This window comes from Lentzea sp. HUAS12, from assembly GCF_024125735.1.
Lineage (GTDB): Bacteria > Actinomycetota > Actinomycetes > Mycobacteriales > Pseudonocardiaceae > Lentzea > Lentzea albida.
Genome location: NZ_CP099738.1, coordinates 3,048,687 through 3,069,427, shown reverse-complemented (window position 1 = coordinate 3,069,427; position 20,741 = coordinate 3,048,687). Strand labels below are relative to the sequence as shown.

The following is a 20,741-nucleotide window of genomic DNA, read 5'->3' as shown; positions in this document are numbered from 1 at the left end:
GGCGCATCAAGCTGGAGTCATGACGAGTGCCGCCCTCCGCAGCAGGGCGTGGAAGATCCTTGAGCTGGTCACGACGCCACTGCTGCCGTCCGACTACCTCGACCTGGTGAGCCCCCTCCGGGCGGGTGCTGACCTGCGCGGCCGCATCGAGGCCGTACACCGCGAGACAGATGATGCCGCGACCATCGTGATCCGGCCCGGCAAGGGCTGGCGCGGTCACGTCGCCGGCCAGTACGTCCGGATCGGGATCGACGTCGACGGCGTGCGCCTGTGGCGCGCGTACTCGGTGACGTCGCCGACCGGCCGCACCGACGGCCGCATCACGATCACCGTGAAGGCCATCCCCGGCGGCAAGGTGAGCAACCACCTGGTCCGCAAGGCCAAGCCCGGCACGATCATTCAGCTCGACCAGGCCACCGGCGAGTTCGTGCTGCCGAGGCAGGCCCCGGCCAAGGTGCTCTACCTGACGGCCGGCAGCGGCATCACGCCCGCGATGGGCATGCTGCGCGACGCCAGGCTCGCCGACGTCGTGATGGTGCACTCCGCGCCGCGCAAGGAAGACGTGATCTTCCGCAACGACCTGCACGACCTGGTCGCGGACAAGGCCCTCACGCTCAAAGAGCTGCACACCGACACCGACGGCATGCTCGACGTCGCGAAGTTGCACGAGCTGGTGCCCGACTGGGCCGAGCGCGAGACGTGGGCCTGCGGTCCGGCCGGTCTGCTCGACGCCGCCGAGGCGCACTGGGCCGAGCACGGCATCGCCGAGAAGCTCCACACCGAGCGGTTCCGCCCCACGGTCGTCGTGGCGGGCGAGGGTGGCGAGGTCACGTTCGGCAAGACCGGCAAGACGGTCGCGGCCGACGGTGCCACGCCGCTGCTCAACGTCGGCGAGGAAGCCGGTGTGCTGATGCCGTCGGGCTGCCGCATGGGCATCTGCTTCGGCTGCGTGACGCCGCTGAAGTCCGGCGCGGTGAGAGACCTGCGCACCGGCGAGATCACCGAGGCCGACGACGGCCCCACCGCCCACGTGCTGGTCCAGACCTGCGTGTCCGCGGCCGCCGGGCCCTGCGAACTCGAACGCTAGCCCCACCACAGACCTTCTTCCCCCGCGAAGTGGCCCACCCCCCAGCCACTGCTCCCCCCGAAAGCGAGCTTCATGACCGCCATCGACCCCACCGCCCACCTGACCGACGAGCAGATCGAGGAGCTCGGCCGCGAACTCGACGCGATCCGCGACGAGATCATCGCGAGCCGCGGCGAGAAGGACGCGGCCTACATCCGCAAGGTCATCTCGGCGCAGCGCAAGCTGGAGCTGACGAGCCGCGGCATCCTGCTGTTCTCGTTCTTCCCGCCCGCGTGGATCATCGGCACCGCCGGCCTGTCCGTGGCGAAGATCATGGACAACATGGAGATCGGTCACAACATCCTGCACGGCCAGTGGGACTGGATGCGCGACCCGAAGATCCACTCCACCACCTGGGAGTGGGACCACGTGTCCCCGGCCGACCAGTGGAAGCACTCGCACAACGAGCTGCACCACACGTACACCAACGTGATCGGCAAGGACAACGACCTCGGCTACGGCATCATGCGCGTTGACGAGGACCAGAAGTGGCACCCGATGCACCTCGGGCAGCCGGTGTGGAACTTCATCAACGCCTGCTTCTTCGAGTACGGCATCGCCGCGTACGACCTGGAGCTCGGCAAGAACCTGCACAAGCGCCGCCGCAAGAACCCCGAGTTCCGCGCGCGGGCGAAGGCCGTGGGCCGCAAGATCCGCAAGCAGGTGCTCAAGGACTACGTGATCCACCCGCTGCTGTCGGGCCCGTCGTTCCTCACCACGCTCGCCGCGACCTTCACCGCGAACCTGATCCGCAACCTGTGGTCGCACTCGGTGATCATGTGCGGTCACTTCCCCGAGGGCGTGCAGACCTTCGAGCGCCGCTCGATCAGGGGCGAGACGCGCGGCCAGTGGTACCTGCGCCAGATGATGGGTTCCGCGAACATCAGCGGCAGCAAGGCCATGCACTTCATGACGGGCAACCTGTCGCACCAGATCGAGCACCACCTGTTCCCCGACCTGCCGAGCAACCGGTACGCCGAGGTCGCGGTGAAGGTCAAGGCGCTGTTCGAGAAGTACGAGCTCGACTACGTGACCGGCCCGCTGCCCAAGCAGGTCTTCTCGGCGTGGCACAAGGTCTTCCGCCTGTCGCTGCCGAACCGCAAGCCGAAGGTCAAGAAGACCGCGGACCGGGACAAGGAACTGGTCGCGGCCTGAGACAAGCAATGGTTTAGATCTTTCGGCCGTACCGGCGACACCGCCGAGTTCGGTGAGATTCCTTCGTAGGGCCCGAGCGACACCCCTGCTGCTTCATCGGGCCCTCCGACGGAGGAACCTATGCGAAGGGTCTACCTCGTCGCGGCCACCCTGCTCACGGCCGCGACGATCCACACGCCTGCCACGAACGCGGCCCCCGCCGCCGCGGCGGCGATCACGGAAACCGTCTACGTCGAGTCCACGATCGACAGTGACTCCGACGGCAAGCTCGACCGCATCGCGGCCGACGTCATGCGGCCCGACACGGCCGAACGCGTGCCGATCGTGATGGAGGCCAGCCCCTACTACGGACTGGGCGCCGCGGCCGCGTCGTCCATGACCGTGCCGCGCGGCTTCGGCCGCTGGTACGACGAGTACTTCGTGCCGCGCGGGTACGCCGTCGTCGAGATGGAGATGCAAGGCACCTCCCGCTCGACCGGCTGCCCGACGACGGGCGGTCCCGAGGACACGGCGAGCGTCCGCGCGGTCGTCGACTGGCTGAACGGCCGCGCGAAGGCGTTCTACGCGGACGGCCGGGCAGCGGTCGCCAGCTGGAGCACCGGCAACGTCGGCATGCTCGGCGTCTCCTACAACGGCACGCTGCCCAACGCGGCGGCCGCGGCGAACATCCCCGGCGTCAAGACGATCGTGCCGATCGCGGCGATCTCCAGCTGGTACGAGTACGCGCGTGACCAGGGGATCGGCTACAAGGGCTGGGAGTCGAACTACCCGACGTACCTCGCCAACTACGTCGTGAGCGCGGCGCAGAAGTCCAAGTGCAAGCCGGTGTTCGACAAGCTGTCCGCCGACGACGGCGACGAGTCGTGGGACTACACGTCGTTCTGGAAGGCCCGCGACTACCGGCCAGGCGCGCAGAACACGACCGCGTCGGTGTTCGTCGTGCACGGCCAGGCCGACTGGAACGTCAAGCCGTCGCAGTTCGGCCGCTGGTGGAAGGAGCTCGAGAGCCACGACGTGCCGCGCAAGATCTGGCTGCACCGCGGTGGTCACCTCGACCCGATCTCGTTCCGCCAGGCCGAGTGGCAGCGCGTGATGGGCCTGTGGATGGACCACTGGCTCAAGGGCGCCGACAACGGGATCATGTCCGAGCCCATGGCCGACGTGCAGAAGCCGGACGGCAGCTGGGAGCAGGCCGCCTCGTGGCCGCGCCCGGACACCCGCGACACCACGCTGTACTTCGGTCCCGCGTCCGGCGGCATGTCCGGCTCGCTGACCACCACTCCGGTCACGAGCGGCACGCACCGCCTCGCGGCGAACGCGAACATCAGCGAGGCCAGCATGATGGCCGGCCCGGAGACCGCGAACACCAACCGGCTCGCCTACGTGACCCCGCCGCTGACCAAGGACACGCGGTTGTCCGGTGAGGTCAGCCTGACCGTCCGGGTCGCCTCGAACCGGGCGTCGACGCCGCTCACGGCGTTGCTGGTGGACTACGGCCCGGGCACGCAGGCCGTGCTGAGCGAACGCAGCCCGTTGCAGCTCTCGACCGAGGTGTGCGGCAAGAACGACCTGCGGGACAAGACCGGCTGCGCCCGGCCGCCGGACGTCTCGGTCCAGGCCGTCACCGCGACGATGCTGACCAAGGGTGCCGTCGACGCCAAGAACCGGCTGTCGCTGGAGACCCCGACCCCGTTGCCCACCAACGGGACCACCGCGGACGTCACCTGGAAGCTGCACGCCCGCGACGCGCTGATCCCGGCAGGGCACCGGATCGGCATCGTGCTCGTCACCAACCACAACGCCTACCTGGCCACGGACTCGGCGGCGAGTGGCGTCTCGCTGAACGTGTCGCTGGGCGCCAGCAAGGTGGTGCTGCCGATCGTCGGGGGAGTGGTGCCCCGCTGACGAACCGGGGCCTGCGGACTTCACAGTGCGCAGGCCCCGGTCTCACTAGCCTGGCGCGATGCTGCTCGCGGCCATCCCGAGTCCGACCCAGGGCGTCTGGCACCTCGGCCCGGTGCCGATCCGCGCCTACGCGTTCTGCATCATCGCCGGCGTCCTCGTCGCCGCCTGGCTGACCGAACGCCGCTACGTCCAGCGCGGCGGCCGGCCCGGTGTGGTCAACCAGATCGCCACCTGGGGCGTGCCGTTCGGCATCGTCGGCGCCCGGCTCTACCACGTGGCCACGTCCTGGCAGCCGTACTTCGGTCCTGGCGGGAACCCCGTGAAGGCCCTGTACATCTGGGAAGGCGGGATGGGCGTCTGGGGCGCGATCGCGTTCGGCGCCCTCGGGGCGTGGATCGGGGCGAAGCGGGCCGGCGTCGCACTACCTCCGCTGGCCGACGCGGCGGCGCCGGGAATCCTGCTGGCGCAGGGGATCGGCCGTCTCGGGAACTGGTTCAACAACGAGGTCTACGGCGCTCCGACCGACCTGCCGTGGGCTCTGACGATCCACGAGTGGGACCAGGCCGCCGGTCGTGCGGTGACCGGGCCGGACGGGCTCGCGGTGGTGCTGGGCACGTTCCACCCGGCGTTCCTGTACGAACTGCTGTGGACCTTCGCCGCGGCCGCCGTGGTGATCTGGGCCGACCGCCGGTTCACCCTCGGGCACGGCCGGGCGTTCGGCCTGTACGTCGTGCTCTACACGCTGGGCAGGCTGTGGATCGAGGCGGTGCGGATCGACGAGGCGAACACGATCCTCGGCCTGCGCCTGAACATCTGGACGTCGGCGCTGGTGTGCCTGGGTGCCGCCGCGCTGACCGCGTGGTCGGCGCGGCGGCATCCGGGCAGGGAGGACCTCAGGTCAGCTTCGGCGCCGAGTTGTACGCCTCCGCCAGCAGCCGCGGGTTCCGGACCGACCTCTGCGGATCGATCGTGACCGTGCGGACCTCACCGGGCAGCAACCAGAAGTAGTTGTCGCTGTACAGGGTCGGCAGCACGCGGTCGGTGCCGTTGCGCTCGCGCAGCGACAGCCGGACCATCGCGGCCACTGTCCTGCCGGTGTTGCGGATGATCGCGGTGTAGCCGTTCTTGGTGGTGCTCAACGTGGTCTGCAGCTGCGTGTAGGCCAACTGGTTGAGCGCGTGCATCGACTCCGGTGTGCGGTAACGCCAGTAGACGTTCTCGGACAGCTGCTTGCCGGTGGCGTCGGTGAGCGTGAGGCGCAGCAGGTGAAACGCGGGCAGCGCGTCGTCGAACGGCACGGTGAACAGCTTGCTCGCCGAGGTGGCGGCCACGTCGAGCTTCTGCTGCTGCGCTTGGCCGATCGCCTTGCCGTCCAGGCCGAGCAGCTGCGCCTTGACGGTGGCGCCGGTCAGCGCGGACGCGGTGTGGTTGACGGCGGTGACCTGCCAGGTCGTCGGGTCGGCCTGGACGTGCCGCTGCTCGCAACCCTTGCGGGAGCCGTAGTAGCTGCCGTTGACGTCCATGTCGTAGTCGTAGGTCTGCCACACCGTGCTGTGCCACGCGGGGTGCGACATCCACAGCAGCACGCCCGTGGCGTCGTTCCACAGCCGCGAGTTCCACGCCTCGAAGATCGCGCGCATGTTCTCGTAGTTGACGAACTGCGCCTTGCGGGTGAACTCCTCCAGGCTGCTCGACGGCGCGAGACGGGCGTCGATCGCGGCCTTGTAGCCGTTCGGCTGCTGGTTGCTGTTCTCCGACCAGTCGTGGTGGTACCAGGCCTCCCCGATCGGCCAGCCCGCGTTGCCCTGCCCGACGAGGTTGCGCATGCTCTCGGCCACGGACACCGTCGGCAGGCCGATCTCGCTCCAGAACCCGAACTTCCCGCCCGTGGCCTCGCCCGTGCCGTACGAGCGCGGGTCGACCCACCGGTACGTGCCGTCACCGGTGATCACGCCGCTCGCCGAGTTCGGCTGGTACATCAGGTCGGTGTTGGTGTGGACGATCTCCCGCAGCACCCTGTCGACGGAGGAGGGCGGGCTGCCCTCGTTGCAGCCGAACCACACCACGCAGCACGGGTGGGAGCGGTAGCGCAACACGGTGTCCTTGGCCTGCGCGAAGAACTGCTCGTGGTTCGCGGGGTCGGACGACCAGCCGAGCCAGAACTCGTTCCACAGCAGGATGCCGTACCGGTCACAGGCGTCGAACAGCTCCTCGCGGTACGACGAGCCGACCCAGTTGCGGATCATCGTGAAGTTCATGTCCTTGTGCAGCGCGACGGCCGCGTCCGCGCGCGAGGCGGGCATGCGGCGCAGCAGCTCGTCCCAGCCCCAGCTGCCGCCGCGGGCGAAGATCTTGACGCCGTTGACGAGGATGACCAGGGGTTTGGGGGAGTTGTCCTTCGACGCCACGTCGGTCCAGGAGTCGCCGTCCTGCGAGACCTGGATCTTGTACGTGGCGGCGTAGGCCGTCTCCCAGCGCAGGACCACGCGGTCGAACGAGGTGGTGGCGCCGAGGTCGACCTGCACCCACTCGTTGTCGTTGTAGTTCGAGGTCCAGCGCGACTTCGGGTCGCCGTCGGTGACGGCACCGGGTGAGGTCCAGTCGGCGGCCGACGACGCCGTGGCGGTCTTGCCGCGCGCCAGGTCGGTGTCCGGAGCCCCGCTGTCCACCACGGACATCGTGAAGACCGAGAAACCCCAGTTGGTGGCCCGCTTCAGGCCCTGCATCCGGACGTAGCGCGCCTGCTGGAAGGGGAACTCGACGGTCTGCTCGGCGGCACCGTCGACGATCGTGATCGGCAGGTCGTACTGGTAGGTGACCTGGCGGATGCCGAACTTGCGCTTCTTGCGGTCGCTGACCGCGCCACCGACGGTCGCCGTGAGCGTGAGGTCGTGCAGGACGGGGTCGCCGTACCCGTTGGGCCACCACAGCTTCGGGTTCCCGATGCGCAACTGGGGGTAGGTGGACGGGGCGAACACGACGTCCAACTCGGCGTTCGGCGGCACGGTGACCGCCTTGCTGACCTTGACGCCGTCGAACTCGGCGGTGACGGTGACGTTCTTCGCGGTGGCCTCGACGTTGCGGACGGGCACGGTGAACGTGACCTCGGCCGTGGTCTTGTCCGGCAGCACGGTGTCGATGCGCGGGTCGCCGACCACGACGGCACCGGTCGAGCGCAGCCGGACGTGGTTCCAGATGCCGGAGGCGCGGTCGCGGACGGCGGGCATCCAGTCCCAGCCCGACACCGCGAGGTAGGTGGGGGAGTTCTTGAACATCGTGCTGTTCGCGCCGACCCACGCCTCACCGCGCGGCCCCTTGTCGCCGGGGCTGCCGGGGAACGGCATCGGCGTGATCCGCACGGCCAGGTTCTGGTCGCCGGACCGCTTCAGGGCCGCGGTCACGTCGATCACGGCCCGGCCGAACGGGTTGCTCTGCGCGCCGATCTTGGCGCCGTTGAGCCAGAACTCGGCCTCGTGGTTGATGCCGTCGAACTCGAGCCAGACGTGCCGGCCGGCCGAGGTGTCGAGGCCGCGCGGCAGGCCGAACGTGCGCCGGTACCACCACACGTGCCGCGACAGGGCCTCCGGGATCTGGAGGTTGTTCATGCCCAGCACCGGATCGGGCAGGTGGCCCTGCTCGACGAGCGACGCGAGCACCGTGCCGGGAACGGTCGCGGGCACCCAGCCGCGGGTGTCGACGCCCGGACCCGACAACGCGGCGCCGTCCTGGACCGGTGCGAGGTCCGCCATGGTGAGCACCCAGCCGGACTCGAGCGGCACCGAGCCGTCGGCGGCCACGGTCAGCGCGGGGTTCTCGTGGTTCTGGACCGGCCAGTTGGTCCAGCCCCGGACGGCGGGCCGCGTGTCACTGCTGGTGCCGAAGACCTGGAGACCGTTGAGCCCCAACGGGTTCGTCGTCGATCTGCGCGTGGCCGAGAACCGGAACCAGCGCCCCTTGACCGCCGGCGCCAACGGGACGGTGACCACGCCACCGGTGCCGGACTCGGTGTGGTGGACCGTCCTCCACGTCCGGCCGTCGTCGGACACGTCGAGGTCGAACGCCACCGCGTAGCTGGACAGGACCTCCGTGCCGAGGGTCTCGGCCCGTGACGCGTTCGCGTCGAACGCCGGGTCACCGGGCCTCGCCTCGAACGTCAGCACCACCGAACTGATCTCGCACCGCCCCTGCAGGTCGACGACCAGCCACTGGCCGTCGCCCTGCCCGGCCCGCCAGCCGGAACCCCGCACCCCGACCTGCGCCAGACCGTCCACGGCGAACTGCCCCGGCGTGGCCGCGTAGTCCGTCGACGACACCGACACGGGCCGGAACAACGCGAGGTCGATCTCTTTCCGCTGTGCCACCTCCGGCGCGGCCGACGCGGTCCCCGCCAGGAGGCCGCTCACGCCGAACCCGGCGAGCAGCCCGCCTCCCACGCCCAGCGCCTGCCGCCGCGACACGCCGCTGCCGAAGTCCTGCGCCATTGCGAGCTCCGATCCCTGTCCTGACAACGTTGCCAGGAAGCTTCGGTCTCGTTACCTGGCTGGTCAACAAGACAAGCGAGACAGGAATTGGCGACACAGACATCGATGTCAGCGGCCGGCGAGCGGGCAGGTGCGGTGGCCAGGGAGAACGGTACTGCGTGTCGTCTGTTCCGGTCGCGACCGTGCGAAAGACCGGTACGAGCGGTGGGCCGGTTTCTCGTGGATACCCAGGGCGGCGTGGCGACCGGTGAGTTCGCCTTCTTCCCAGACGAACACGCGCACCACGGAAGCGCCGAACTCCCTGTTCCGCATCCTCCGAGCGGAGCAACCCTTTACGCTGCGCGCGTGAACCGTTTGATCGTGGCCGCTCTATGCCTGTTCGTCGCGGCGTGCGGCACCTCCGCGCCGACAACCACCACCACCACCGCACCCCAGGTGGACGACGCGCAGGCCGTTGCCGAAACCTTCGAGACCTACGCGAAGGCCGTGCAGGCCAAGGACGGCGCCACCGCCGTCGGGGTGGTGACGGACAAGACCGTCGCCGAATACGACAACCTCCGGAAGCTCGCTCTCACCGCCACCGAGCAGGAGCTCGCCGCGCTGGTGCCGAGCGCCCGCGTCCTCGTCTACGCGATGCGCGGTGAGCTCGAAGCGTCGACGGTGCGCACGGCCACGCCGGAGGACCTGGTGAAGGCCGCGGTCGAACGGGACCTCGTCAGCGCGGGGAGCATCGCCGACGTCACCCTCGACAAGCCGGCGGTCAACAAGGACACGTCCATGGCCAGGGTGCTCCTCGACGGGGAGCAGGCGGGCGCGATCTTCGTGTTCGCGCGCGAGGACGGGAAGTGGAAGTTCGACTCGCCGGGGGTCTTCGACCTGGCCGACCGCGAGCTGAACGGGGTGCGCGACCAGAAGAACCTGTCCAAGGAGCAGCTCTTCGAAGAGGTGCTGGTGGCGAAGTACGGCGCCGCGAAGGCCGCCGAGGTCCGCAAGCCCCTCGGCGGCTGACGCGGGTCACGTCGGCCGGACCACCGCCGTGACGGTGATGTCCACGTACCGGCCGATCAGCAACCGCGGCGCCCGGACACCCAGGGTCCGGCGGTCGAGCCGGGTGGTCGCGGTCAGCACCGCCTCCGCCCCCTCCGCGGAGGACACGGTGACCACACCGTCCAGTTCGGTCGCCGCACCCCGCGCGGACAACGTGCCGGTGACGTGCCAGCCGGACCCGTCCGCCCGCGTGGACGTCGAGTGGAACGTCATCGTGGGGTGCCGGTCCAGGTCGAGCAGGTTCGGTTTGCGCAGGTCCAGGTCGCGGCGCGCGTTCCCCGTGGCGATCGAGCCCAGGTCGAGGGTGCCGTGGACGGCCAGCAGCGCGCCGTCCACGCCGATCTCGACGGTGCCCGCGGTGACGGGCACCGTGCCGTGGACGCCGCGCCCGAGGTTGCCGACCTCGAACGACGCGGTGCTGCGGCGCACGTCCGCCTGCCAGACGCCGGCGGTGAGGGTGCTCGTGGCGGTCATGACCGCGCTCCGGTGTGCTCGACGACGGTCAGCACCGGGTAGACCTCGATCCGGTCGGCGCCCGGCAGCAGCGCCGCGTCCTCGCCGGGCAGCAGGTGGGTGCCCATGATCGCGGTCTGGACGTCCGCGAGCGCCTGTTCGGACTCGGCGATCGTCAGCACGATCTCCGCGCCGTCGGACTTCCGCAGCACGTAGGTCCTGATGGTGCCCGGCACCGACCGGGCCACGGGCTCGATCCGTTCCCTGGCCGCGAAGTCCGCGGCGGCGAGCAGTTCGGCGCCGCGGGGGCCGTCGAAGTAGGTGAGCTGTGCGTACATGGTCGCCTCCTCGGGTTGGTGCACCGAGTCTCACCACCGGGGCGCCCGCGCGGATCCGTGCCAGCACGGAGGTCACGCGCCGGGCGTGACGAGGCCCGTCTCGTAGGCGACAGCGGCGGCCGAGGGCCCGGAGACGGCACCGCCGGCACACGCTCGGTGTGAGGGCATCGCGGCGCCACCGCCTCCGCGCCTTTCACCGGACGGACTCCCGGGACACGGCCTACCGCGTCGCGATCGCCAGCAGGTCGGCAGCGGGTCCCCGCGGCGCCCGCCCGGCCGGCCACACCGCCCGCAGCGCCCGGTGCAGGTCCACGTCACCGACCTGGACCCGCACCAGCGTGCGGGCGGCGACGTCCGCGGCCACCGTGTGCAGGCTCAGCACCGCCGGGCCGATGCCGCCGATCGCCGCCGCCTTGATCGCCGTCGTCGACGACATCTCCAGCAGTGGCCCGGCGGACTCGGTGATGCCGGCGGCCGCCAGCGCGTGCTCCCAGGCCTGGCGCGTGCCCGAACCGGGTTCCCTGCTGACCAGCGGTGTCGCGGCGGCCCTGGTGGCGGTGACCCTGCGGCGCCTGGCCCAGGGATGTCCGGGAGCCACGACGAGCACCAGTTCGTCGTGCGCCACCACGCGCGATGCCAGGCCCGCCGGGACGTCGGTGCTCTCGATGAACCCCAGGTCGGCCTTGTCGGCCAGCACCTGCTCGGCCACGTGCACCGAGTTGCCCGCCGTCAGCACCGTGGCGGTGTCCGGGCTGGTGGACCGCAGCGCGATCAGCCACGCGGGCAGCAGGTACTCGGCGACGGTGAGGCTCGCGGCGATCCTGAGGTGGCTCTGGCGGTCCGCGCGCAGGCTGGTGATGCCGGCGTCGAGGTCGGCCGCGCGCGCCAGGACCTGGGCGGCCCAGCCGGCCACGAGCTGGCCCGCCGTGGTGAGGCGGGCGCCGCGCGGGGTGCGTTCGAGCAGCGTGACGCCGACGCGGCCCTCGAGGGTGCGGAGGCGTTCGCTGGCGCTGGGCTGGGACATGCCGTGCGCCTGGGCCGCGCGGCCGATGCTGCCCAGCTCGGCGACGCTCAGCAGGAGGTCGAAGCTGGACAGGTCGGCGACCCTGGACGGCAGAGGCATAGGGACAGCCTATGTGCACATCGGTGATTGCCGCCTACCGGAGGAGTGCGGGCACGAGGATTGTCATGTCGTGACCGCTCTCGCACCTCGACCACACCGTGCCCCAGAGGTGCGACGAGCGGCGCCCTTCGGCCCGAACCTCTTCGCGTCCGTGATGGGGACGGGGATCGTCGCCACGGCCGGGGCGTCCCTGCCCGGTCTGCGCACCGCCGCCACGGTGGTGTGGGCCCTGGACGCCGCGCTGCTCGTCCTCCTCGTGACCGCCGCGCTGCGGCGCTGGACGTGGACGACGGTCCGCGCGCAGTTCGCCGACCCGGTGATGGCGCAGTTCTGGGGTGCGCCACCGATGGCGCTCATGACCGTCGGCACCGGCGCGTTGCTGCTCGGCGTGGACTGGATCGGGCTGCCCGCGGCCCTCGTGCTCGACTGGACACTGTGGACGGTCGGCACGCTGCTCGGGTTGGTGACGTCGGTGCTGGTGCCGTTGCGGATGATCGGCAGCGGAGAACGCGCCTTCGCCGGGTGGCTGATGCCCGTGGTGCCGCCGATGGTGTCCGCCGCCTCCGGCGCGGTGCTGGCGCGGCACGTGGCGGAAGGTCCGGCCCGGCAGGCATTGGTGCTCGGGTGTTACGCGCTGTTCGGCGTCAGTCTGTTCGCGACGATGGTGATCGTGCCGCAGATCTGGCAGGGGCTGGTGCGGCACGGACTCGGCGCCGCCTCGACCGTGCCGACGCTGTGGATCGTGCTCGGGCCGCTGGGTCAGTCGATCACCGCGGCGAACCTGCTGGCCGGTGTGCCCGTGCTGCCCGGCCAGACCGCGTTCGGCGTGCTGTACGGGACGATCACGTGGGGGTTCGCGCTGCTGTGGGTGGCGCTCGCGGCGGCCGTGACCGTGCGGACCGCACGGCGCGGACTGCCGTTCGCGTTGACGTGGTGGAGCTTCGTCTTCCCGCTCGGCACGCTGGTGACCGGGACCAGCGCGCTCGCGGCGCGGGTGCCGTCGGTGATGTTCTCCGTCGTCGCCGTGGTGCTGTACGGCGCGCTCGTGGCCGCGTGGATCACCGTGGCCGTCCGGACGCTGCTGACCCGCTGACCTCAGCGAGAAGTGGCCGATCGACATGACCACCGATTCCACCGGTATCACCGGCGATTTCCGCCGCACCCGTGGAAAAGCGCTTCTGACCAGCAAGATCACCATCACCCCGAAAACCTTAAAACCATTTAAAACCAACAACATCGACTCCTCTTTGAACCCGCTCCGTGACCTCCCCGTAGTCATCGGTACAACACCGCCCGACCCCCCGAGGAGACACAGAATGGGCGCTCGACACCGCAAGCCCGCCATGATCGGCGCGGGCGCCGTGCTGGCGGTCGCTGCTGTCGCCGGTGGCATCTTCGCCTTCAGCGGCACCAACTCGAACGCGGCTGAGGACTGCGGCGGACTGGACACCGCCCTGCAGAACAACCTGAACTTCATCGCGGGCCAGCAGGCCAACCCCGACGCCCAGTCGGACGCGCGCATCCAGAACCGCCAGCAGGTGGTCAACCTCATCAACCAGCGCCGCGCGGCGGCCGGGTGCGGCAACAACGTGCAGGCCAAGCCCGAAGCCGGGCAGGCCGCGACGTCCGGTGAGGACTGCGGCGGGCTCGACAAGGCGTTGCAGAACAACCTGAACTTCATCGCCGGGCAGAAGGCCGCCCCGGACTCCCAGTCCGAGGCCCGCATCGCGAACCGGCAGGCCGTGGTCGACCTCATCCAGCAGCGGCGCAAGGCGGCGGGCTGCGCGGGTGACGGCGGCGCGGGCAACGCGAACGCCGGCCAGGGCAACGCGAACCAGGGCAACGCCGGCAACAACGGTGGCAACCAGGCCCAGCCCACGCAGCAGCCCCAGCAGCCCGACGCGAACCAGGGTGCGGGCGACGGCGCCACCGGCCAGCAGGTCTGCAACGGTTCCACCGTCACGCTCTCCGGTGAGGGTGGCGCGCCGGCCGCGTCCAGCGGCACGTTCCCGATCGGCACCACGCTGAAGGTCACCAACCTGGACAACAACAAGTCCACGACCGTCAAGGTCGCGTCGGTGTCCGGCAGCTGCGCGCTGCTGAACAACGCGGCCTTCGAACAGGTCCGCGAGCCCGGCAAGTTCCTCATCCGCAACGCGCGCATCGAGAAGATCGGCTGATCTGTCCGCAAAGGACGGTCAGCGCAGCACGGCGGACGGGTGTTCCCTTCAAGGCGCGGGGGAACAGCCGTCCGCCGTGCTTTTTCGCGCCCACCGGGAATAACGATCTCAGGTGTGGCCAGCGACCCGTCCGGAGTGAGACTTTAAAAGCCGTGACGGACAAAGCGACGGCGCCATCTGTCCTGCGGAACACCGCGTTCCTGCGGCTGTGGACCGGCACCACCGCGTCGGGGCTCGCGATGTGGGCGCTGCCGTTCGTGCTGGGCCTCGCCGTCCTCGAACGCTCGATCACCGCGGTGGAGCTCGGCGTCGTGCTCGCCACCAGAACCGTCGGCTTCCTCGTGGCGGTTCCCGTCGCAGGGGTGCTCGCCGACCGGCACTCGCGGCGCGGCGTCGTCTTCTGGTCGTGCCTCACGGGTGCGGTCATGACACCGGTGATCGCGCTCGGCATGGGCCGGTCGCTGCTCCTCATGGCGGTCGCGGCCGCGGTCGTCGGCGCGGGTCAGGGCGGCTGCCGGCCCGCGTTCCAGGCGCTGGTGGCCGAGGTGGTGCCGGAGCCGCAACGGCAGCAGGCCAACGCCGCCACGACGCTCGCCATCAGGGTCACGACGCTGGTCGCGCCGAGCCTCACCGCCCTCGCGGCCCTCGTCACCGACGCGAAGGTGCTGCTGGTCGTCACGGCCGTGCTCTGGCTGGTCGCGGCGCTCGTACCGCCCAAGGGCGGCGACGCACCACCCCGGACGACCGGGAGGACGAGCTTCGCGGCGGACTTCCTCGACGGTCTGACCGAAGCCCGCCGGCACCCGTGGCTGCTCGCCGGCCTCGGCGCGTTGACCTCCATGGTCGCCCTCGGCTACTCCGCCACGGCCGTGCTGCTGCCGGTGGTGAGCCGCGACCGCTACGGCACGGAGGCGGTGCTGGCGGCCGCCACGACCGCGTACACGATCGGCGCGCTGGCGGGAGCCGCGCTGATGGCCCGCTGGCGCCCGAGGACACCGGGCTGGGCCGCGCTGGCCGGCATGGCCTGCTACGGCCTGGTCCCGCTCGCCCTGCTCCTGCCGGTGCACCCGTTCGTGCTGATCGCCGTGTACGTGGTGGGCGGCATCGGGATGGAGCTGTTCAACGTCCCCTGGTTCACCGCTGTGCAGCGCGAGGTCGAACCGGGCAAGCTCGCCCGCGTCTCCTCACTCGACTTCCTGCTGTCCTTCGGCCTCGCCCCGGTCGGCCTCGCCTTCATGGCCCCGGCCGTCGACCAGTTCGGCAGCGGTGTCGTGCTCGGCGCCTGCGCCGTCGTCTGCTTCGCCGCCCCCGCGGCCGCCGCGCTGGTGCCGTCCTCGAAGGGGTTCACCAGGTCCAGCTGAAGCCGCGCACTCCGGGCCGCACGTCCAGCGCCACGTCCAGCAGGGTGCGGCCGGGAGCGACGGACGACCCGTCCGCGAGCTGCAGGACGGAGGTGGGGGCGTCGCCCTCGAACGTCACCTCCAGCACGTACTCCCGCGTGGGCAGCCGGAACTTGCGCTCGTAGTTCGACGCGGGCGGGCACGGGTCCTGGTTCACGAGCTCGTGCTCGATCACGACGCTCTCACCCTTGCGCAACGGCCGTTCGAACAGCAGCTCCGCGACCAGCAGTCCTTCGGCCGGCTCCCGCACGACCTGCCCGACCGTGCAGTTCTTCAACGCGTTGACCTGCGGCAACGGCCGGTCGTGGTCGTCGAGGTGCATGATCACGACCCACCGGTCGGGCCCGCTCATGGACGCCGACAGGACCTGCCGCGACCGGAAGACCCGCTCGGTGCGGTCGGCCCCGATCGTCACGAAGTCCTGCTGGCTCACCCGCAGCAGCTGGTCGTCCCACTGGGTGTCGAGGTCGTGCAACGCGTGCTCCACGGGGGAGGGGAACGGCCAGAACGCCGACATGGGCGCCGGTGCACCGCGCAGCCAGCGGCCACGCGGCCGGGGCGGCCCGAGGAGCTCCGAGAGGTGACCAGGCGGCACCTGCAGGATGTGCTCCAGGTGGACGACGGCCTGCAGCGACTTCTGCCGCTCCGGTCGGCTGCGGCCGGTCTGCCAGTAGCTCAGCGTCGCCATGGAGACGGAGACGCCGTTCTGCGAGAGGTGTTCGCGCAGGCGCTCCAGACCGAGACCGCGATTGGTGATCGCCGTCCGGAGAGCCTGCGCGAACTCGTCCACGCTGGTCACGCTAATGCATCTGCACGTCCTGCTGCACCCCTCCCGGAGGCTGGTACCGCCGGTAGGTGACCTGGCCGCCGTCGAGCACCAGCTCGACCTCGACGGTGTCGGGGAAGGGCGGTCCCATCGGGCGCAGCAGCTCCGGCTCGCGGCCTGCCTGGTGGATCCGGATGTTGACGCCCTGCTCCGTCGCGATCAGGTGTCCGAGCAGGTCACGGGCGTTGTAGAAGCCGTTGTTCTCGGCCGGGTCGCTGTGCATCCGCCAGTTGAGGTTCTCCACCAGCGCCCCGTACAGGTGCCCCTGGTGCATCGGGCGGCCGACGGAGTAGTCCGCGACGGCCTTCGTCACGGCCTGGTGGGTCGCCGCCAGGCTCACCACCTGCCGGCGCAACGCCACCGGGTCGACGCCGCGGGCCTCGCCGATGACGGCGTACAGACCGTTGCTCGTCACCGGCGGCACGGGCTGGCGCACCAGCACGCTCTCGTTGAGGTACCGCAACTGCCGCTGCGTGGTGCTGACGTGGTCGGACGACACCAGCCCGTGCGCCGCGACGACCTTGTGCTCCTTCTGGATGCCCGCCTGCACCTGGTCGAACGGCGCGGGCATCGGCGCGGACACCGCCGGGTTCATCCGGTTCTTCTGCGGTGCGCCGAGCTGGGTCTCCACCTTCTTCGGCGGGCTCCACGTGTTCGTCGTCTGGCCCTCGGCGGGCGGCAGGAACGGCTCGACGACGGCGTGGTCACCGGTGCCGAGGCGTTCGCGCTCCTCGGCGAACTTCGTGCCCGCCTTGGAGGACTTGCCGTCGAGGAACCGCTCCGACACGTTCGGCAGCGCGGTGTGCGACTGCGGCAGCTTGCCGTCCTTGATCAGCCCGTAGGCGATCCGGGACAGGTCGGTGCCGGTGTCGCCCCCGACGAAGTCCGTCGTGAACGCCTCGCCGCGCACCGGGTGCCGGTTGTTCTGGACGTCCACCTTGGCCAGTTCCAGCGCCGCGTCCATGCCCGCGGCGTCGGCCGGGGTGTGCAGCTTCACGATCTCCGTGGCGTAGAACCGGTTGAGCGACTGGCCGAGCTGCCCGAACTCCGCCTGGCCCTCGCCGAACCGCACCTTCGGCTCCACGAGCGGCACCAGGCCGTCGACGAACAGGTTGGGCTCCGGCGTGTAGGGCAGCAGCGGGTGGATGCCCTGCTGCGTCCGGCGCGCCTGCATGTCCGCGTCGATCGCCTGGACGAACTTCTCGTAGAAGCCCTCCTCGGCGAGCTTGTCCCGCAGCGCCTCCTTCTGCGCGTCCGACGTCTTCGAGTCGCCGTTGATGCGGTCGAGGACGTCGGCGTGCAGCTTCTCCGGGGTGACGGCGACCCGGTAACCGCCGCCGATCAGCAGCGGCCGCGACGGGTCGCCCGCGTCGTCGCCGACGCGACCGTCGATCAGCTGGGTGACGTGGTCGAAGACGTGCCCGCCCTGGCGGGTCGTGCGGTCGCCCGCGTCGAAGTCCATGACCGACACGTACGGGTGCGTCCCGTTGGCGGCCAGCGCCGTCACCGCGAACTCGTGGGCGTTGCTGTCCAGCGTGGCGTTGCGCGTCTCGCCGAACTTGAAGCCCTTGCGCCCGTGGGGAACGCTCACCAGCGCGACGGGCTCGGTGCGCCCGTTCACCGTCGGTGCGTGGGCCGCCATCGCGGCGTCGATCTCCGCCTGCGTCGAGGCGTTCACGCCGAGCACGAACGCCACGCGGCCGTCCACGTCCTGCGTTCCGGCCATGACGCCGTCGATCACGCTGTCGAGCTGGTCGAGCTCGCTCGCCCGCACGATCATGCTCACCACGAACGACGGCTTCTCGTTGTTCGCGATGCCGTCCCGCGTCCGCTGCAGGTAGTTCGCGGCGGTGATCGGCGTCAGGACCTGTCCGTTCGCGAGGTTCTCGAACGCCGCGTTCTGCACGCCGTTCTCGTTGTCCAGCACCACCTGCTGGTCGGTCATCTCGACGTCGGTGTCCTCGATGGACATCTCGGCGAGGTCCTCGCGGGCGCGCTTGACGGCCTCACCCGCCGGGTCGGCCGGCAGGTGCTCGTTGCCGCGCTTCGGCATGTTGGGCGCCGGAAGGTCCGACCGCTCCGCGACCTCGGGCTGCGGCCTGTTGTGCGACTGCAGCGCCTTCATCCGGTCCTCGACCAGCTCCAGGTGCCGCGGCTTGAGCCTGGCGTCCGCCTTGTCGATGCCCTGGGTCATCGGGGTGTTGTCGTTGACGACGTGACCCCTGCCGTCCTGGTGCTGGAAGATCGGCTTCACGTCGCCGGGCTCGAGGTACTCGTCGCGCAACCCGACGAAGTGCCCGACCTCGTGAGCCAGGCGCCGCGCGTCGGTGTGCGCGGGCCAGGTGAGCTGGTTGGCCCGCCCCTGCGGGTCGTTCGTGACGTCGATCGTGGCGTGCGCGTCAGCGGGGTCGTTCGTGAACTCGACCGTGACGTGGAACTGCTCGCCGCTGGGCAGCCGGTAACCCTGGTTGTACATCTCCTCGACGCCCGCGAGCGTGCGCTGCCGCACGTCGGCGTCGCCGCCGTTCAGGTGCAGCCGGACGGTGAAGTCCCGCACCGGCACGCCGTCGACGTCCAGGACGCGGTTGTCGTAGGCGATCGGGCCGCGCCAGGCCTTCATGGAGATGCCGTGCGGGCCGACCTTCGTGGAGTCGAGGACACCGCCGTCCTCACCGCGGACCCAGCTGGTGGCCGGGGTCGTGGCGCGGGCGTCGGCGATGGCCTGCGAGGACACCGGGTTCCGCGGGTCGAACCACGGCGCGCTGGAGTCGGTGCTGTGCAACGAGTTCGGGTCCGCGGGCGGCTGGTGCGACACGGGCGCGTCGACCGGCGGCGCGGACGGTTCCGCGTCCGGGTCGTCGTCGACCATGCCGTACGACTGCAGGTGCTCCTTCAGCTCGGTGACCAGCTCCGGCGTCAGGTCGACGTCGAGCTTCGCGCCCAGTTCGGCCCGGTTGTCGGTCACGGCCCGGGTGAACACCTCGGGGTCGACCAGGCCGTCCGGCACGAGCTTCGACTTGGCGAGCACCTCGTGCACCCACAGCGCCTGGTGGGACGACTCCGTGCCCTGGAGCGCGACCTTGTTCATGGAGTCCGCCAGCGGCGGGGCGCCCATGATGTCGACGAGGGCGGTCTCCTGCGCCATGTTGAAGGCGCGGTTGTAGCCCTTCTCGTGGTTGAAGACCTCGGACGCGATCCTCGCGGGATCGGACGAGTAGGTGTCGCTGCCCTCGAGCGTGCTCCACAGCTGGCGCGACCAGTCGCCGAACCTGCCGGGGTCCTCGGCGAACGCCGTGAGCTGCTGGCTCTCGATGATCGGCCGCTTGAACTGGTCGTTGAACGCCTTCGTGACGGCGTCGAGGCCGTGCTCGTCGATCAACGCCGAGATCTCGTCGGAGCGGGTGTGCAGGACCACCGACGCGCGGAGCAGGTGCAGGCCGGCCTCGTGGTCGAGGTAGGTCCGGGGTTTGCCCTCGAGCTCGGCCTTCACCTGGTTCATCAGCGGGGTGGCCGTGTTCATGGCCTCGTCGGTGAGAGCGAGGAGCCTGGCCTCGGCCTCGGGAAGCGGGGCCGGGGCGGACGGGGGGAGGAGGTCGGAGCGGTCGGTGGTGCCGCTGTCCTGGTACGTGGTCCCGGACTCGGCGGTCGTGTCCACTTCGGACACCGCCGACGCCACCGGCACCTCGGCCTCGACCTCGGCCGCCGCGTCCACGTCATCGGCCACCATGCCGTCACCCTGCAGGTGCACCTTGAGCTCGGTGACCAGCTCCGGCGTCAGCTCGACGCCGAGCGCCGCCTCCAGCTCGGCACGGTTGCCGTCGACCGCCTGCGTGAACGCCTCCGGGCTCACGATCGCGTCGGACGGGATGACCTCCGCGTCGCCCAGCACCTTCTGCACCCAGAGGGCCTGGCTGTAGGTGTCGGTGCCGTACTGCGGGGTGCTCGCGATGGCGTCGGCCAGCGGCGGGGCGCCCACCAGGTCCGCGAACGCCGCGTCCTGCGCGAAGTTCGTGCCGCGGTTGTAGCCCTTGTCGTGGTTGAAGACGTCGGCGGCGAGCTTGTCCGCGTTCGAGGTGTAGGACGGCGTGTGGTTGACGGTCTCCCACATCCGGTGCGCCCAGCCGTCGAACGCGGCCCTGCTCTCCGGCGTGCTCAGGTCACCGAACTGCGCGAGCTGCGCGGTCTCGATGATCGGGCGGCCGAACTCGGAGTTGAACGCCCGCGCGACCTGCTCGACGCCGTGGCGCTGGATCATCGTGGCGATGTCGTCGGCCCTGGTGTCGAGCACGACCGACGCCCGCAGCAGGTCGAGGCCCGCCGCGGCCTGCACGAAGCGGCCGGGGTTCGCGGTGAGCGTCGCCTGGACCTGGAGGGCCAGGGGAGAGGCGGTCGTCATCGCGTCGGCGGTGAGGGCCTGGAGGTGGCTGCGCACGACCACGTCCGGGACGCGCGTGGGCGCCTGGTCGTCGGCGTTGGCGGACGTGGTGCCGTCGGCCGAGGGGGAGTTGGTCGAGGGGGCGTTGGGCGGCTGGGGCGCTGAACGCGTGTCCGCGTCCGGCGTCTTCACCATGCCCTGCTCCTCCAGCTCCCTGCGGAGCTCCGCGATCTTCGCGTCGGTCAGCGGGAAGCCGAGCGCGTCCCCGAGAACACCTCGGTTGGCTGCGGCGGCCTGCGTGAACACCTCCGGGGTGACGGCCTTGTTCGCCG

Annotated in this window: 14 protein-coding genes (1 of these 14 only partly in view); 8 read left to right on the top strand and 6 right to left on the bottom strand. The window is 70.5% G+C overall.

The window, feature by feature from the left end; genetic code table 11:
• The first annotated feature begins 19 nt into the window (after positions 1–19).
• The 4 genes from ND450_RS13380 to lgt all read left to right on the top strand — a co-directional run bounded on the left by ND450_RS13380 (position 20) and on the right by lgt (position 5,159).
• The gene (locus tag ND450_RS13380; protein WP_253326450.1) at positions 20–1,087 is read left to right on the top strand and encodes a ferredoxin reductase; all 1,068 of its coding nucleotides are present in this window, start codon (positions 20–22) and stop codon (positions 1,085–1,087) included.
• Positions 1,088–1,159: 72 nt separating this feature from the next.
• Entirely contained in the window at positions 1,160–2,281 is a 1,122-nt protein-coding gene (locus tag ND450_RS13375) for an acyl-CoA desaturase (protein ID WP_253326449.1), read from the top strand.
• A gap of 120 nt (positions 2,282–2,401) precedes the next feature.
• Positions 2,402–4,186, top strand: coding sequence for a CocE/NonD family hydrolase (locus tag ND450_RS13370; RefSeq protein ID WP_253326448.1), 1,785 nt, complete (start codon positions 2,402–2,404; stop codon positions 4,184–4,186).
• Between the two features lie 58 nt (positions 4,187–4,244).
• Positions 4,245–5,159: a prolipoprotein diacylglyceryl transferase gene (lgt, locus tag ND450_RS13365; RefSeq protein ID WP_253326447.1), complete on the top strand. Its 915-nt coding sequence runs from the start codon at positions 4,245–4,247 to the stop codon at positions 5,157–5,159.
• Here the strand turns inward: lgt and ND450_RS13360 are convergent.
• Entirely contained in the window at positions 5,080–8,667 is a 3,588-nt protein-coding gene (locus ND450_RS13360) for a discoidin domain-containing protein (protein WP_253326446.1), read from the bottom strand. The two genes, lgt and ND450_RS13360, sit on opposite strands and share 80 nt — an antisense overlap.
• Before the next feature lie 345 nt (positions 8,668–9,012).
• On the opposite strand from ND450_RS13360, the gene ND450_RS13355 reads away from it, so the two are divergent.
• Entirely contained in the window at positions 9,013–9,675 is a 663-nt protein-coding gene (locus ND450_RS13355) for a hypothetical protein (RefSeq protein WP_253326445.1), read from the top strand.
• A gap of 6 nt (positions 9,676–9,681) precedes the next feature.
• On the opposite strand, the gene ND450_RS13350 is transcribed toward ND450_RS13355, so the two are convergent.
• The 3 genes from ND450_RS13350 to ND450_RS13340 all read right to left on the bottom strand — a co-directional run bounded on the left by ND450_RS13350 (position 9,682) and on the right by ND450_RS13340 (position 11,628).
• Positions 9,682–10,188, bottom strand: coding sequence for a YceI family protein (locus tag ND450_RS13350; protein ID WP_253326444.1), 507 nt, complete (start codon positions 10,186–10,188; stop codon positions 9,682–9,684).
• Positions 10,185–10,505, bottom strand: coding sequence for a hypothetical protein (locus tag ND450_RS13345; RefSeq protein ID WP_253326443.1), 321 nt, complete (start codon positions 10,503–10,505; stop codon positions 10,185–10,187). Before ND450_RS13345 ends, ND450_RS13350 begins: the two co-directional genes overlap by 4 nt.
• A 220-nt stretch (positions 10,506–10,725) precedes the next feature.
• Positions 10,726–11,628: a LysR family transcriptional regulator gene (locus ND450_RS13340; RefSeq protein WP_253326442.1), complete on the bottom strand. Its 903-nt coding sequence runs from the start codon at positions 11,626–11,628 to the stop codon at positions 10,726–10,728.
• Between the two features lie 109 nt (positions 11,629–11,737).
• Here ND450_RS13340 and ND450_RS13335 point away from each other — a divergent pair, with 109 nt between their 5' ends.
• The 3 genes from ND450_RS13335 to ND450_RS13325 all read left to right on the top strand — a co-directional run bounded on the left by ND450_RS13335 (position 11,738) and on the right by ND450_RS13325 (position 15,169).
• The gene (locus ND450_RS13335) at positions 11,738–12,721 is read left to right on the top strand and encodes a TDT family transporter (protein WP_253326441.1); all 984 of its coding nucleotides are present in this window, start codon (positions 11,738–11,740) and stop codon (positions 12,719–12,721) included.
• A gap of 223 nt (positions 12,722–12,944) precedes the next feature.
• Positions 12,945–13,808 carry a hypothetical protein gene (locus ND450_RS13330; protein ID WP_177229957.1) on the top strand — a complete coding sequence of 288 codons (864 nt, stop codon included), beginning with the start codon at positions 12,945–12,947 and terminating at the stop codon, positions 13,806–13,808.
• A 152-nt stretch (positions 13,809–13,960) separates the two neighbouring features.
• A complete protein-coding gene (locus ND450_RS13325) occupies positions 13,961–15,169 on the top strand; it encodes an MFS transporter (RefSeq protein WP_253326440.1) in 1,209 nt (402 codons plus the stop codon).
• On the opposite strand, the gene ND450_RS13320 is transcribed toward ND450_RS13325, so the two are convergent.
• Both ND450_RS13320 and ND450_RS13315 read right to left on the bottom strand, forming a co-directional pair.
• Positions 15,153–15,998 carry an XRE family transcriptional regulator gene (locus ND450_RS13320; protein WP_253326439.1) on the bottom strand — a complete coding sequence of 282 codons (846 nt, stop codon included), beginning with the start codon at positions 15,996–15,998 and terminating at the stop codon, positions 15,153–15,155. The two genes, ND450_RS13325 and ND450_RS13320, sit on opposite strands and share 17 nt — an antisense overlap.
• Positions 15,999–16,008: 10 nt before the next feature.
• Positions 16,009–20,741: the end of a hypothetical protein gene (locus tag ND450_RS13315; protein WP_253328170.1), read on the bottom strand. 26,185 nt of this gene lie beyond the right edge of the window; only the last 4,733 of its 30,918 coding nucleotides appear in the window; its start codon lies beyond the right edge, outside the window; the stop codon is at positions 16,009–16,011.